Genomic DNA, 14672 nt, shown 5'->3' with positions numbered 1-14672 from the left:
CTCATTTTTAAATACCTATTTATATTATCTAGCCTTAAATTTAAAATTTAGTATAAAACACTTACAACAATCCGTAATTTTTGCAATCAGAAAATATACTCTGCAACACAAAAATAATTCTGAATATCCTTTTCGTCCAATCCTCTGTAATGCAAATTTTATATAATTATATCATTTTTTACCTAAATTGAACATAAAAAAACAAATGCATGCTTTTAACTAAAATCATACATTTATTTATAACTTACTTTTAATCATATAATATACGACCACCAAAAATATTTCCCCTTTTCGCTTTTTAGATTTCTATTTTCCCTCTTAAGCAAATCATATCATCTTCTATATGAACTTCTACACAACATTTATTACTTATATTTAATAAACAAACCTTTAGATTGTTTTACCTCTTTCATGTAATTATAAGTTATATTGTAATTTTTTTACAATATAACTCCAAGAAACCTTTAAAGCCCCTTCCTTGGCACTTGCAGTTTATGCTCTTACCATAACTTTAGTTTTTTCTACAAAACAAAAGCCATAATCAACATTTGGCTTTTAATCATGGCTTTTATTAAATAATATAATCTTTTTAATTTTTCTTATTTTTTTCTCAGAATATCTAGTGTATGAGCACTTGCCCCTAATAGCTCTGGTCTTTCACATGTTGTAAAATGATAATCCATAAAAATCTTAAATGTATCTTCATCCATAGCATTTAAAATAGGACGCATATAATTAGCTGGTCCATCTGCTGCAATTAGTTTTATTCTTTCTAAATCTGCTATTTCATTTATCTTATTGATATCTTCAATTCTCACATAATCATATAAATCTTTTGGTTCTGATATAACATGAAAATCATCACTAAGCTTTCCATTTTTAATGCTTTCTCGAATATTGTTTTCCTTAAAGCCATATGTTAATACACTATATTCATTCATACAATATGCTACTAGTATATATCCTCCAGCTTTTGTTACTCTTTTTGCTTCTTTAAGTGCTTGTACTTTATCTTCAAAAGTATATAAATGATACATTGGTCCAAATACCAATGTCATGTCAAAAGTATTTTCTTCAAATCTTGATAAATCTAATGCCGTTCCCTGATATGCTTTTACTGAGCTTCCCTTCGACTTTAAAACACCAAGATTGTGCTTTACAAGTTCAATTGCCGTAACATCATATCCTTCATTTGCTAACTTAACAGAGTATCTTCCAGTTCCTGCACCAACATCTAAAATTTTTGCATTCTTATTATCTTCTAGATAGTTATGAATATACTTCATAGAAGTAATATATTCAACTTTTGCATATTTTCTAGTTAATCTTTTATCTTCACAAAATTTGTTGTAATATTTTTCTAATTCCCTTGTCATTTTTCTTATTCCTCATCTATTATTTATATTAATTTTTCTTTTATTATCCTCATCTTCTCAAAACTATAATCAATTCATATTCTAACAAATATATTATACATCGTCTATTTTAAACTGTCTATTTCTCATGATTCTTCCATAAAAAACTTTCTTTCTTCCATTCCTGAATCTTTTAATAATGTAGTATTTTAACAAATATAAGTAAACTTTTATACGACAGATCATACTTTTTAAAATGCATTAATTCATGAGTTAATATTATTTTTAGTTCTGCAAAGTTATAAGAAACCTTTGTCAGTGCTACACTCAACCAGACCTTCACATTATTCACATGTAACAATGTGCTCAATACAATCCTTTAAGTTAACTAACTTATCTGCAAAAAAGCTTGGATAAGCAACATAATTTTTCAACTTATTAATTGGTAACCAATGCATATATTCACGTACCCCCTGTGAATAGCTATTGCTATTTAACTCTTTTGTACCTCTTGATTTCATTAAAAAATAATAACCTTATAAATATTGATATCACTTATTTTCAATTTCACAAAACTCTGAATTTTTAATGTAATTTCCTTTATTATCTCGTAAATATGGTAATACATCTATTATTGAATTTCTTGGAATCGTTCCATATATATGTGGATAATATCGTCCACGATTGCTCTCACAATCTTCCCATTTAATTTCTGACCTAACTTTTGCAGTATCAATACATAAAATGACATATTCTGTATCCTTTTGATTGAAATGTTTAGTTACTCTCCAAAAGTATTCTATTGATGAACAATGAATAAACCCATTTTTTTCAATCTCCATATATCCATATTCATTTTCACTACAAAATTTATCCCAATTTTTCTTTTCAGTGCAATGCAATATTATCAATCTTCTAACCCCCTTTGCATTTTCCTGCATCTTTCATACCATAAGATCTCATACTCATCATTACTAATAACTCTTTGGTCTAGATGTGATATACTTTTTATACCATCCTTAGTACACCAATCAACACAAATTTCATATGCTCTCCAGTCAAGCTCATCTTCATCCCAATATACCTTAATATTTTCAATACCCATTTTATACATAGCAAATGCTCTTGTATGTCCATCTGTAAAAATTACTTTTCCATTTAGATTTTTAACTGGAATAGGATCACATTTATTTATACTATCAACATTTAACCACTTTAAAACATTTTGTAGTTTAGTCTTTGATATAAACAGTTGAGATGGTTGCACATCTAATAATTTCATTTCAAATATATTTGGCATTTTATCACTTCTTTCTAGTATTTCTGTTATTAAATATACTTTTTCTACACATAATATATTTTCTAATTATAACATTAAATCGTAAAAATTTCTCAAATTGATATTGAAATTTGTACCATTTGTAGTAATATAAAAACAATTCTAATAATTGTCAAAAACAACTGGAGGGATTTTATGAATAAAGAGACTCTACTTAATATCAAAGATTTAAAAATGAGTTTTGGATCAAAAGAAGTATTAAAGGGAATTAACTTAGAAGTAAATAAAGGAGAAATTATAGGCTATATAGGGCCTAATGGTGCTGGTAAAAGCACTACCGTAAAAATAATCTTGGGACTTTTAAAGGGATATGAAGGAAGTATTGAAATTTTTGGAGAGAAAATATCTGAAAATGATACAGATTATAAAAAACGAATAGGATATGTACCTGAAGTTGCTGATTTATATGATGTTTTAACAGCTAAAGAGTATTTGACTTTTGTAGGAGAGTTATATGGTCTTGACTATAAAGAAACTTTATCTAGAGCAAACAGACTTATGGACATACTAGGCATTGGTAATATGATTAACACCCGATTGTCTAGTTATTCTAAAGGAATGAAACAAAAGATTTCCATAATATCAAGTTTACTGCATAATCCAGACATACTATTCTTAGACGAACCTTTAAGTGGACTTGATGCAAATAGTGTGATGATAATTAAAGAAGTTTTATCTAAACTAGCATCTGAAGGTAAAACAATATTTTATTCTTCTCACATTATGGATGTTGTTGAAAAAATAAGCAGTAGAATTGTTCTCTTAAATGATGGAACTATAGTTGCTGATGGAACTTTTGAAGAACTTAAAGAAAGTTCACGTGAAAAATCTCTTGAAAATATATTTAATGACTTAACAGGTTTTACAGATCATAAAAGCATTGCTGAAAACTTTACTTCAATTATTAATGAGGTGAACTAAATGGAAAACAATAAGGAATTTAGAAGTTTAAAAATAATAGACAAGTTTAAATGGGTATATTCTAAGCTTGGAGTAGACTATAACGTTATGAGAAGTATTCTTAAAATAAAGCTTACAATGGATAAAAGAAACGTACCTACAGTTCTTAATAATCGTGAAGATAAAAAAGATAAAGATAACAATTTTAGAGTATTAATTATTACTTATTTAGTTATGGGTATGTTTTTATCCTTTTTCATAGGCATAAATGAAAATATAATGTGGCAGATGACTATTTACTTTACATTATTCATGTTTATTATTTTAAGCACATTTATATCAGATTTTTCAAATGTAATATTAGATATTAAAGATAAGATTTTAATAGGAACTAAAGGTATAGACTCTAAAACATTAAATGCAGCTAAAATTACTCACATACTTATATATATAGGTTCTATAACATTAGCACTAGGTGGATTTTCTCTAATAGTTGCTTTATTTAAGGGATTTTCCTTCTTTATATTGCTTTTTGTAGACTTAGTTTTAATAGACTTATTTATGATTCTATTAACTGCTTTAGTATATCTAATAGTTTTAAAATTTTTTGATGGTGAAAAGCTTAAGAACATGATAAATATTGTTCAAATAATACTATCATCTTTTATGGCAATAGGATATCAACTTTCAAATAAATTCTTTCAGCTAATAGATCTAGATTCAAACGTAAATATTAAAACATGGCACTACTTTTTACCTTCAACTTGGTTTGCTGCACCCTTTTATATTATAAAAACAAATGAAATTACAAAACCACTAATAGTATTATCATTATTTGCTATAGTTGCTCCACTTATGACTATTATTATTTATTATAAGTGTATACCATCCTTTGAAAGATACTTAGAAAAATTAAATTCTAATGATTGCATTAATAAAAATAAAAAAGAATCATTATATTTTAAGCTTAGCAAAATTATATGTAAGGATAAACAGGAAAGGGCTATTTTTAATTTTACTTGCACATTAGTTTCAAAAGAAAGAGAATTTAAACTTAAATACTATCCATCTTTAGCTTTAGCATTCATCTTTCCTTTTTTATTTATATTCATTATTGATAATTCTCATAGTTTTGGTAGCTATTCACAGTGGAAACTCACAATGAGCACATCTAATAAGTATTTATCAATATATATTACTATAGCACTTTTATCCTCCATGATATATTGTCTCCATTATTGCAGCGAATACAAGGGAGCTTGGATTTATGTAATAACTCCTATAAAAAACATCTCAAGCATATTCAAGGGGGCTTTTAAAGGTATGTTTTTTAAAATTATAACTCCCATTTTCATATTTGAAAGTATACTTTTTATATGGATTTTTGATTTTAGAGTTATTCCTCATTTAATAATTGCATTTTTAGCTACAATATTCCTTAGCATTATAAACTTTAGGCTTACTGATAAAGAACTTCCTTTTTCTAAAGACTTTCCAAAAGGTAGCTCCAGTAATGATTTTTCTTCTGCTATTTCAACAATATTTTTATGTATTTTAACTGCTGGACTTCATTTTGCAGCAAGTTTAAATGTATATTGTCTATATAGTTATGGATTTATATTATTATGTTTAGTGATTTTATTGTGGAAAAAAAGTTTTAATATTAGCTTAGAACAGCTAAAAAAATAAATATTATAATTAAAGAGCTGTGGCATTAAAAATACTTATCATAATATTAGCCACAGCCCATTTTTCTTAAAAGCTAAAAATCACTTTTGCTTTAACATTTAATGAAATTGTTACTAGTATAGATATAATATCCATTCATATCTATACTAAACTTTAAACTTTTATACATTATTTTTCTTTGCAAGATAAGGCATAATTACTCCAAGACCTATTAATACAAATGGCGTTATTATATTAAGTGCAAGTTGGAATTTATCAGAAGAATACATTCCTCCAATACATGCAAATGCCGTAAATGCAAAACACCAAGCTCCTAAAATAATTCCTAAAGTCTTATTTTTTACAAAATAGTACTCTCTATTAAACTTATGATCTAATCTCTTTAATGCAATATAGGCAGCAAATACCCATAAATAACGAAGTGGCATACATACAGCATTTAATTTTACTAACCATCTTACTAATTCATCCACATTTCCAATTCCAATGGTTGGTACTATAATTAAAATAGATACTATAACCAATATAAGTATATTTCCATTTTTGTATGAACCATATTTATTCTTTTCAAACATCTTTTTAGGAATAAATCTTTCGTCAGCACTATCAAGCAACATACGTAAAGGTGCATCAATAGAAATAATAAGTACAGCAAACTGATTAATCATATTTGTAATTGCATATATTATTACAAATAAATTGCCAAGTTTATAATATCCCCCCAACTTCTGAAATGCATAATATGCCCCATTAGTCATTAAATCCTTAGGTACGTTATTTGAATCAAACATCATACCAAGTGAAATAGTTCCTAGAATAGCACATACTGCAACCATAATTGATAATGCTATCATCCCTTTTGAAAAACCTGTTTCAGGTTCTTTCATTTTGTTAACATATGGTGATATTTTTTCACATCCTCCAACTGCAAACACCAAAATAGCAAGTCCAGTAAAGTATTTTAAGTCAAAGGTCGGCATAAATGTCTTAAATGACCAATCAATTTTATATAGATGTGCATTTGTAATTGATGGTGCTGCTACCATTAAAATTATAAACAATATAGACATTATAAACATTGATGTCCCTGCAAGTGTTGCTAATTTTTTCAATGGATTTAGTCCTTTTGATGCAATATAAATTCCAACTAAAAAAATTATCAAACAAATTAACTGCATAAGTTTTGTATTCATTGAACTAATACGATTGTCCTGAAAAACAGCCCAACTTGTTGCAATCATAAGTCCTGAAGGCTTTTGAGAAATGTATGGCATATGAACTATCCAATATGTCCATCCAGCATAATATGCAAGTTTAGGCCCTATTGTTTCATGTATCCATGAACTAACTCCTCCACCATAATCTTTAAATGCAGATCCTAATTCTCCAACCATTAGAGCATAAGGTACAAAATAAATAGCAAATATTATAATCCAAGAAACAATTGCTTGAAGTCCATTATACTCCGAAAAACCATTTATAACGTTTCCAAATCCCCAAACAGCAGAAAAGGCCATAAAAGCGAGCATATACCAAGAAATTCGCCTATCTTCATTATTCTTAAACATTTTATCCCCCTTATATAAATATTTTTATTTTAAACTTTTTACTACTGTTATTATAATATTGTATTTTTGAAATTTGGTTTATATAATTTTCTTTTAGATAATTTAAATTGTATAGTATACAGATAGTTAATTTATAAATAATAAATTACACATTAAATGCACATATTAATTCTATATAAACATCTAAAAAAATTGAATTGGAGGATTTAATATGTACTTAGATTTTTCTGACAACACTAAATGTTGTGATTCTAGAACTACATTTACATTAACACCATTACCTTATGGATATGAACATTTAGAACCATCCATAGATAGAGAAACTGTTACAATTCACCATGATAAACATCAACAAGCTTATGTAGATAAACTAAATGCTGCTATTTCAAAACATCCTGAGCTTTTCAAAAAAGGAGTATTTGAGATTTTATCAGATTTAAATGCTTTACCAGAAGATATAAAAAAAGCTGTTATAAATAACGGCGGTGGTGTATTTAATCATGAATTTTATTGGAGTATACTAGGAAGCAAAGCTTTAAACGAAAATAGTAATTTAGCTAAAGCTATAACAAGAGACTTTGGTTCTTTTGAAGCATTTAAAGACATTTTTACTCAAACAGGTATAACTACATTTGGTTCAGGTTGGGCTTGGCTTATAAGTGATGCTAATGGAAAACTTTCAGTAGTTTCTACTAGCAATCAAGATTGTCCAATATCTGAAGGTAAAATTCCTATACTTACTATGGACGTTTGGGAACACGCTTACTACTTACAATACCAAAATAAAAGACCTGAATATATTACTAACTTCTTTAATATAATTGATTGGTCAAAATGTGAACAATATTACGATAATATATAACTTTTACGTTAATTTTAATTATTGCATTAAACTAAAAAATAGCTATGTTAAATAAAAAATTACTTTTTATACAACATAGCTATTTTTTTAATCTTCGTTTAACATTCCTTTTATCATATTTGCTATACACTCTTTAAATGCGTCAGTATTTTCAATTCTCTTTTTAGCTTCTAAATTTTCTTTGTATAGTTGTTCAGTTTCTTTAAGCTTATCTTTATTTCCACTTGTCCTATATTGAAATAATCTCTTTTCTAAAATTTTAATATTATGCTTTACATTCATATATGCTTGAAATACTCCCTGTGCCATTATAAACTCCCCTTATTATTATAGTTAAATTTATCTTTTTATAGTTTCAATTTTATCATAATATTAGTAAAATTTATCTATAAAATTATCCTACCATTGTTTCTTATCTAAAAAAAGACAATAAAAAAAGACTTACCTCAAAAGTCCTAATTTACCGCCGTCATATAAAATTCTAAAGCTAAAAATTTAAATATGTATTTTTATCATTGCATCAATCCTAATTGCCTATTCACTTCTTTATTTGTCCTATTAGAAGCCTCCAATATCTTTTCATAGAGCAAATTGCCAGTATATCCTTGCTTTGAGTATTTACTTTCATAATATTCAAATGGTAAGTTGGAATTATTATCATCTAAATATCTTGCTAATACTCTATCCTTCATTAATTTTCTAGCTTGCATTCTATACTTATTTCTTAATAAATGAGCCTTCCTTGCTTGTTCCTTTATAGCTAAGGATTTATCTATTTTATTAATAATATTTTTATCATGATAAATATACCATTCTCTAACTTTTAAATTACTTAACTTTCCCACTAAATTTTCATATTTTTCAAAATTAATATCTATTATAATATTTACCTTTTTAAACCTTCCTTTTTATTTGCCTTGAAGATTAATTATACTATAAATATGGGCATTTGTAAATATAAGTATGAAAAATATACCTACTACTAAATATTTAAATTAAACTTTATTCATATACTTATTTAACACCGTAAAAAATTTCTTAATATCTTCATAGCCTGGATACTTAACCGAATCAATTTTTTCTAAAACTCTTTTAAGATCATATTCAGCAAATACTTTTTGAAAAACGGGTTTCTGATTATCTATGGTTAATATTCCACCCTGTGCAATTCCTTCATTTGTACTGGTACATCCTAATGAACCACAGTTAATATATATTTTATCTTTTCCATAAACAATAGAACCCCTGTGATCATGCCCATACAATATAATATCTGCATCAGTGTTTGAAAACATTTTTTTACAATCTGTAATATCAGGATTAGGCTTAAAATTTATGTATCTATTCTCCTCACTAATTGAATAATGAACAACTTCTATCTTGAAATTTCCTCTATGTAACTGAAGTCTATATGGTAATTTTTTAATCTAACCATAATAAAAAGACCTTCTATATTCTAATGAATACAAAAGATCTCTTACTTTACAAATAAGTATATTTATTAGCTTAAAAATATGTTTAACCTATTTTAGATGGAATCCTAAACCGTTTATAATTATGCCCTAGCTTACTTTATTTTTAAGTCTTAATTTATCAGCTACCATTGCTATAAACTCTGAATTTGTTGGTTTACCTTTACCATTATGAATAGTATATCCAAATATTCTATTTATAGTTTCTACTTGTCCTCTTGACCAAGCAACTTCAATTGCATGTCTTATAGCTCTTTCAACTCTACTAGCAGTAGTATTGTATTTTTTAGCTATAGAAGGATATAATTCTTTTGTCACTGCAGATAAAAGCTCTACATCATTTACAACCATACTAATAGCCTCTCTAAGATACATATATCCTTTTATGTGGGCTGGAACACCTATTTCATGTATAATGTTTGTTATTTCAGATTCTAAATCCATTGGTTCATTATTTGGTACTTGTATATCTCCAGATTCTATTATTGGTGTTGCTTTTTTAACCCCTTCATTGGATATAGTATTATTAAACATTTGTCTTATTCTTTTTGTAAATACATCCATATCAAAAGGTTTTACTACATAATAATCTGCACCTAGTGTTATAGCTCTTTGAGTAATTTTATCTTGTCCTACTGCTGAAAGCACAATTACTCTTGGTAACTTTTCTATATTCATAGTATTTATCTTTTCTAAAACGCCAAGACCGTCTAAATGAGGCATTATTATATCAAGAATTAGTAAATCTGGCTTTTTTTCTTGTATTAATTTTAAAGCCTCTATACCATCTTTTGCAACTCCAGTTACTACAATATCTCTTTGATTTAAAAGATAATCATTTAAAATGTTGCAAAATTCTTTATTATCATCTGCAATTACCACACTTATTTTGTTATTATCCATAAATTTTTATCCCCCTTATTCTTTTTGTTCCATTTCTTAACAATTACTATTTCGACAAAACCACGATAAATCCTTCTATTTTCCAAAAATTTACTAAAACCAGGATAATTTTTTAAAATAAAAGACAACTATACTATAATATAGCTATCTTTTATTTTACTATTGTTTAGTTATAATTACTAGTTATTTTGTAACATTTCAGCATCCTTTAGCATCCATTCTATATATATTCCATATCCTACATCTGGACGATTAATAAGAACATGAGTTACAGCGCCTACAAGCTTATTATCTTGAATTATAGGACTTCCGCTCATTCCTTGTACTATACCACCTGTTTTTTCTAAAAGTTCTTTATCTGTTACCTTAATTACCATACTTTTAGGCCCTGGTGATTCTTGAGGTAATAATTTTTCTATTTTTATATCATATAGTTTAGGTTCATTTCCATCTATTGTTGTCAAAATTTTAGCAGGTCCTTCATTTATTTCATTTCTTAATGCTATTTTAATAGGTTTATCGTATTTTGGTGTTGACAAATTTACATTTGATTTACCGTATATTCCACAAAAAGTATTTTTGTATACACTTCCTAGTGTTGAGTTTTCATTTATAAATATTCCTCTCAATTCTCCGGGATTTCCTTTTTGCCCTTTTCTTACAGATATTATAGATGATTCTACAATTTCTCCTTTGTTTATCTTTAATACATTTCCTGTATCAACATCTGTTATAGGATGTCCTAATGCTGCAAACTTATTACTTTTACTATCATAAAATGTTAAAGTTCCAACACCAGATGTGGAATCTCTTACCCACAATCCTATTTTATAAGCGTTTTTTGTATCCTCTTTTACAGGAGTAATTACTTTAGTTAATACTTTATCTTTTCTTTCTATTTTTACCTTTAATTTATTGTTTTTATTTAGACGTATTTGTTTTATAAGATCTTCTGAACTATTAATAGGTGTATCATTTATATTTATGATCATATCACCTACTTGTATTCCACTTTCTGCTGCTGGACTTATGATTTTTCCACTGGAACACTTTACATCTGACAGGGATACAACTAAAACACCTTTAGTTGTAAGACGTACTCCTATTGGAGTTCCTCCAGGATATACATAAGTTTCAGGAACCTTTTTTACATCAACTGACTTCACAGGTAAAACACCTAATAAATTTAAGTTCATCTTTTTTCCGTCAATAAACTTTATACTATTTAATTTACTATTATTCCTAGCCATATTTATAATATAGTCTGAACTTGTTTTTTGATTATCTCTTATAAAAATAGTATTAGGAATATGTGAAATTTGAAAACATGCAAGAGCAATTAATAAAAATATAGGAACTAAACTCCAGCATATTATGCATTTCATTTTATTCTTCATTTATTTTCCCCTCCTGCATAACATACTTTTTTTGTTCAAGTTTAATTTTCCCCTTTGAAATTTAATTATGCTATTGTATAAATTCATATAAAGTAATACTTTATTAATAAAACAAATATATGAAATTATTAAAGAAAAAACGGAAAAAAAATTCATAATCATATACTGATTATGAATTTTAATATTAAATTAACTCTTTTTTTCTTTTTAACGCCATGTTGACCATTTCCATTGAATTCTTTAGTGTAAGTTCTGTAATTTCTGATCCGCCTATCATTCTTGCAATTTCGTGCTGTTTTTGTTTATTTGTTATACATTGTATATTAGTATATGTTTTTTCATCTTTTACATTCTTAGAAACTAAAAAATGATTATCTGACATACTAGCAATTTGAGGAAGATGTGTTACACAAAATACTTGATGCCCACGAGATATTAAATACATTTTTTCTGCTACCCTTTGTGCAACTCTTCCGCTTATTCCTGTATCTATTTCATCAAATATAACTGAAGGTATTTTATCTTTATCTAAAAATACAGTTTTTAAACTCAACATTATTCTCGATAACTCTCCTCCAGATACTATTTTTTCTAAGGGTTTTAATGGTTCTCCAGGATTAGTTGATATTAAAAATTGTACTTTATCACAACCGTTTGCATAAAATTCTTCTTGAAAATCTATACTTATTTTTAAAATACTTTTTTCAAGTCCAACATAATCTAATTCTTCTTTTATTTTTTTTTCTAATTTTTTGCTTACATCAACTCTAATATCGTGTATTACTTCAGCTTGTTTTTTTAGAGTATTCATTAAATTTAATTTTTGTTTTTTTAATTCTTCTATTATTTTACTGCTATTTATCATTTCCTCATATTGATTTTCTATTTTCAACTTATACTCTAAAATTTCTTCAATAGTAGCTCCATATTTTCTTTTTAGAGAATCAATTTCAAATATTCTACTATTTATAAATTCAAGTTCATCTTTATTATATACAAATGTACTTTCTATATTCCTAATTTCAGATACATTTTGTTCTATATTAAAATAACATTCTTCTAATGAATCTGCTATATTCTTTACTTTAGCCATGTGTCCTTCAACACTTCTAAGCTCTCGTATAACTGTATTTAATGAATCATATATAGACATATAATTGTCATTACTAGCATATAATATATTATAGGATTTTCCTAATGATTTTGCTATTTTTTCTGCATTATTTAGTATAGTGTATTGTTCTTCAAGTTCTATATCTTCATTAGTCTTTAATTTAGCATTTTCTATTTCATCTATCTGATATTTAAGAAAATCAACTAATTTTTCTTTTTCACCACCATCTATCCCAAATTCTTTAATTTTTTCATCTATTTGCAATAACTTTTTGTAATTTTCTTTATACTCTATTAAGAAGGATTTTAATAATTCCTCCCCAAATTCATCTAAATAATTAATATGTTTTGATGGATTTAATAATTCTTGATTTTGATGTTGGCCATGTATATTTATAAGTGTACTTGATATTTTTTTTATATCTGAAATTAGTATTGATTTTCCATTAACCTTAACTATACTTTTACCTGATTTAAATGTTTCTCTACTTACAATTAATAGTTCATCAGAAGGCATCTCTAGAGATTTTAACATTTCTAAGGTATTAGTATTTTCCATATCAAATATAGCCTCTACAAAAGTTCTATTTTCACCTGTTCTTATGAGCCCTTTATTAAATTTTTCACCTAATACATAGTTTATAGCATCTATTAGTATAGATTTACCTGCTCCTGTTTCTCCTGTTAGAACATTAAATCCTTTTTCAAAATTAATAGTTAAACTTTCAATTAAAGCAAAATTTTTAATATTTAATTGAAGAAGCATACTAAGCCCCCTATTTATTTTCAAGCATTTTTTTTAGTTTTTTCACTATTTCTTCAGCTTTATTTTCATTTATTGTTAAAATAAATATAGTATTATCTCCAGCTATAGTTCCCGCAATTCCATCGAAGTTCATAGAATCAATTGATTCTGCAGCGGCTGATCCAGATCCTGATAGAGTTTTTACTACAACAAAATTTTGTACATTTTCTACACTTATTACAGTATTAGAAAATACATTTACTAATTTATTAGCTAATAAGCCATCACTTTTAGCTATGGTTGCATATTTGTATCTTCCATTTTCGGATAAAACTTTGATTAATTTAAGTTCTTTAATGTCACGAGACACTGTTGCTTGAGTTACATCTACTCCTCTTTTTTTTAATTCTTCAGCCAATTCTTCTTGTGTCTCTACATCTTTTGTGTTTATTATTTCTAAAATTTTAGAATGTCGTTGAATCTTCATTTTACATCTCCTTAGCTTCCTAAAAAATTTTTTCCCTTAATACGTCAAAGTAGTTATATCCATCTATTCTTATAAGTTTACATTTAAATTCCGATTTTTTTATTGTTATTTTTGTAAATTGATCTATTTCCACGCCTTTTTGTCCATCTAATGTTAAAAATACACTTTCGTTTTTGTCATCTACATTAATAGAAATTTCACTGGTGCTTTTTATCATTATGCTTCTATTTTGCATAGAATGAGGACATATGGGTGTTAGTGATATAGCTTCTAAAGTAGGGTATACTATAGGTCCTCCAGCAGATAATGCATATCCAGTAGATCCTGTTGGTGTTGATACAATTATGCCATCAGAATTAAATTCTGTATAAAGTTCATTATCTATATATATAGTACTGTTTAATATTCTAGCCAAAGGTCTTCTTGAAATTACTACATCATTTAAAGAATTATATAATTTTGTTTCATTTTTATTCTTAACTTCACATGTAAGCATCATTCTATCTTCTATTTTATATTTTTTTAAACTCAATTTTTTTATAGCTTCTTCAAACTCCGATACTTCTACAGCAGTCAAAAATCCTAAATGTCCCATATTAATTCCTAGTATAGGCACCTGAAACTCTGCAACACTTCTTGCAGCTCTAAGTATAGTTCCGTCTCCACCTAGTACAACTACCATATCAAATTTTCTTGTATTTTCAGAATCTAGTCCTCTTGAGTCTTTATATAATACAACGGTAGAATCCTTAAAATACTTTTGTATTTTATTTATAATACTTTCAATTATACCTTCATCTATAAATTTACTACTATTAATATTTAAAGCTATATTTTTCATA

General features: G+C 26.8%; 15 protein-coding genes. 3 read left to right on the top strand and 12 right to left on the bottom strand.

Annotated features, from left to right (window positions below; translation table 11 throughout):
- Positions 1–599: 599 nt before the first annotated feature.
- From NT01CX_RS05585 to NT01CX_RS05570, 3 genes are all read right to left on the bottom strand, one after another.
- Entirely contained in the window at positions 600–1376 is a 777-nt protein-coding gene (locus NT01CX_RS05585) for a class I SAM-dependent methyltransferase (protein ID WP_011722075.1), read from the bottom strand.
- 530 nt (positions 1377–1906) lie between these two features.
- A complete protein-coding gene (locus NT01CX_RS05575) occupies positions 1907–2266 on the bottom strand; it encodes a DUF952 domain-containing protein (protein ID WP_039225915.1) in 360 nt (119 codons plus the stop codon).
- Positions 2263–2655 carry a hypothetical protein gene (locus NT01CX_RS05570; RefSeq protein ID WP_011722073.1) on the bottom strand — a complete coding sequence of 131 codons (393 nt, stop codon included), beginning with the start codon at positions 2653–2655 and terminating at the stop codon, positions 2263–2265. Before NT01CX_RS05570 ends, NT01CX_RS05575 begins: the two co-directional genes overlap by 4 nt.
- Before the next feature lie 174 nt (positions 2656–2829).
- On the opposite strand from NT01CX_RS05570, the gene NT01CX_RS05565 reads away from it, so the two are divergent.
- Together NT01CX_RS05565 and NT01CX_RS05560 are read left to right on the top strand one after the other, a co-directional pair.
- Entirely contained in the window at positions 2830–3615 is a 786-nt protein-coding gene (locus tag NT01CX_RS05565; RefSeq protein ID WP_011722072.1) for an ABC transporter ATP-binding protein, read from the top strand.
- A complete protein-coding gene (locus NT01CX_RS05560) occupies positions 3616–5283 on the top strand; it encodes an ABC transporter permease (protein ID WP_011722071.1) in 1668 nt (555 codons plus the stop codon).
- Positions 5284–5444: 161 nt separating this feature from the next.
- Here NT01CX_RS05560 and NT01CX_RS05555 read toward each other — a convergent pair whose 3' ends face one another.
- Positions 5445–6851, bottom strand: a complete 1407-nt coding sequence (locus NT01CX_RS05555; RefSeq protein WP_011722070.1) for an APC family permease — start codon at positions 6849–6851, stop codon at positions 5445–5447.
- A gap of 211 nt (positions 6852–7062) precedes the next feature.
- Between NT01CX_RS05555 and NT01CX_RS05550 the strand changes: the two genes are divergently transcribed.
- Positions 7063–7713, top strand: coding sequence for a superoxide dismutase (locus tag NT01CX_RS05550; protein WP_011722069.1), 651 nt, complete (start codon positions 7063–7065; stop codon positions 7711–7713).
- A gap of 87 nt (positions 7714–7800) precedes the next feature.
- Here the strand turns inward: NT01CX_RS05550 and NT01CX_RS05545 are convergent, their stop codons facing one another.
- The 8 genes from NT01CX_RS05545 to NT01CX_RS05510 form a co-directional block, all read right to left on the bottom strand.
- Positions 7801–8022 (bottom strand): hypothetical protein, encoded by a 222-nt coding sequence (locus NT01CX_RS05545; RefSeq protein WP_011722068.1) that lies wholly within the window; start codon positions 8020–8022, stop codon positions 7801–7803.
- A gap of 203 nt (positions 8023–8225) precedes the next feature.
- Entirely contained in the window at positions 8226–8423 is a 198-nt protein-coding gene (locus tag NT01CX_RS12560; protein WP_039225949.1) for a hypothetical protein, read from the bottom strand.
- Positions 8424–8708: 285 nt separating this feature from the next.
- Entirely contained in the window at positions 8709–9140 is a 432-nt protein-coding gene (locus NT01CX_RS05535; RefSeq protein ID WP_338032959.1) for a metallophosphoesterase family protein, read from the bottom strand.
- A gap of 135 nt (positions 9141–9275) precedes the next feature.
- A complete protein-coding gene (gene spo0A / locus NT01CX_RS05530; RefSeq protein ID WP_011722065.1) occupies positions 9276–10088 on the bottom strand; it encodes a sporulation transcription factor Spo0A in 813 nt (270 codons plus the stop codon).
- 179 nt (positions 10089–10267) lie between these two features.
- A complete protein-coding gene (spoIVB, locus tag NT01CX_RS05525) occupies positions 10268–11485 on the bottom strand; it encodes a SpoIVB peptidase (protein WP_011722064.1) in 1218 nt (405 codons plus the stop codon).
- A 184-nt stretch (positions 11486–11669) separates the two neighbouring features.
- On the bottom strand, positions 11670–13364 hold the full coding sequence (gene recN, locus NT01CX_RS05520) for a DNA repair protein RecN (protein ID WP_011722063.1): 1695 nt from the start codon (positions 13362–13364) through the stop codon (positions 11670–11672).
- A gap of 10 nt (positions 13365–13374) precedes the next feature.
- Positions 13375–13830, bottom strand: coding sequence for an arginine repressor (locus NT01CX_RS05515; protein ID WP_011722062.1), 456 nt, complete (start codon positions 13828–13830; stop codon positions 13375–13377).
- 19 nt (positions 13831–13849) lie between these two features.
- Positions 13850–14671, bottom strand: coding sequence for an NAD(+)/NADH kinase (locus tag NT01CX_RS05510; RefSeq protein ID WP_011722061.1), 822 nt, complete (start codon positions 14669–14671; stop codon positions 13850–13852).
- Position 14672: the final 1 nt, after the last annotated feature.

It is taken from the genome of Clostridium novyi NT (assembly GCF_000014125.1).
Classification (GTDB): domain Bacteria; phylum Bacillota; class Clostridia; order Clostridiales; family Clostridiaceae; genus Clostridium_H; species Clostridium_H novyi.
This window is presented reverse-complemented; position numbering and strand designations above follow the sequence as displayed.

What these genes read in the sequence shown, in the direction of transcription:
- NT01CX_RS05585 (WP_011722075.1), bottom strand. Translation starts at nt 1,376, where the DNA reads ATGACAAGGGAATTAGAAAAATATTACAACAAATTTTGTGAAGATAAA.
- NT01CX_RS05570 (WP_011722073.1), bottom strand. Translation starts at nt 2,655, where the DNA reads ATGCCAAATATATTTGAAATGAAATTATTAGATGTGCAACCATCTCAA.
- NT01CX_RS05565 (WP_011722072.1), top strand. Translation starts at nt 2,830, where the DNA reads ATGAATAAAGAGACTCTACTTAATATCAAAGATTTAAAAATGAGTTTT.
- NT01CX_RS05560 (WP_011722071.1), top strand. Translation starts at nt 3,616, where the DNA reads ATGGAAAACAATAAGGAATTTAGAAGTTTAAAAATAATAGACAAGTTT.
- NT01CX_RS05555 (WP_011722070.1), bottom strand. Translation starts at nt 6,851, where the DNA reads ATGTTTAAGAATAATGAAGATAGGCGAATTTCTTGGTATATGCTCGCT.
- NT01CX_RS05550 (WP_011722069.1), top strand. Translation starts at nt 7,063, where the DNA reads ATGTACTTAGATTTTTCTGACAACACTAAATGTTGTGATTCTAGAACT.
- NT01CX_RS05545 (WP_011722068.1), bottom strand. Translation starts at nt 8,022, where the DNA reads ATGGCACAGGGAGTATTTCAAGCATATATGAATGTAAAGCATAATATT.
- NT01CX_RS12560 (WP_039225949.1), bottom strand. Translation starts at nt 8,423, where the DNA reads ATGCAAGCTAGAAAATTAATGAAGGATAGAGTATTAGCAAGATATTTA.
- spo0A (WP_011722065.1), bottom strand. Translation starts at nt 10,088, where the DNA reads ATGGATAATAACAAAATAAGTGTGGTAATTGCAGATGATAATAAAGAA.
- spoIVB (WP_011722064.1), bottom strand. Translation starts at nt 11,485, where the DNA reads ATGAAGAATAAAATGAAATGCATAATATGCTGGAGTTTAGTTCCTATA.
- recN (WP_011722063.1), bottom strand. Translation starts at nt 13,364, where the DNA reads ATGCTTCTTCAATTAAATATTAAAAATTTTGCTTTAATTGAAAGTTTA.
- NT01CX_RS05515 (WP_011722062.1), bottom strand. Translation starts at nt 13,830, where the DNA reads ATGAAGATTCAACGACATTCTAAAATTTTAGAAATAATAAACACAAAA.
- NT01CX_RS05510 (WP_011722061.1), bottom strand. Translation starts at nt 14,671, where the DNA reads ATGAAAAATATAGCTTTAAATATTAATAGTAGTAAATTTATAGATGAA.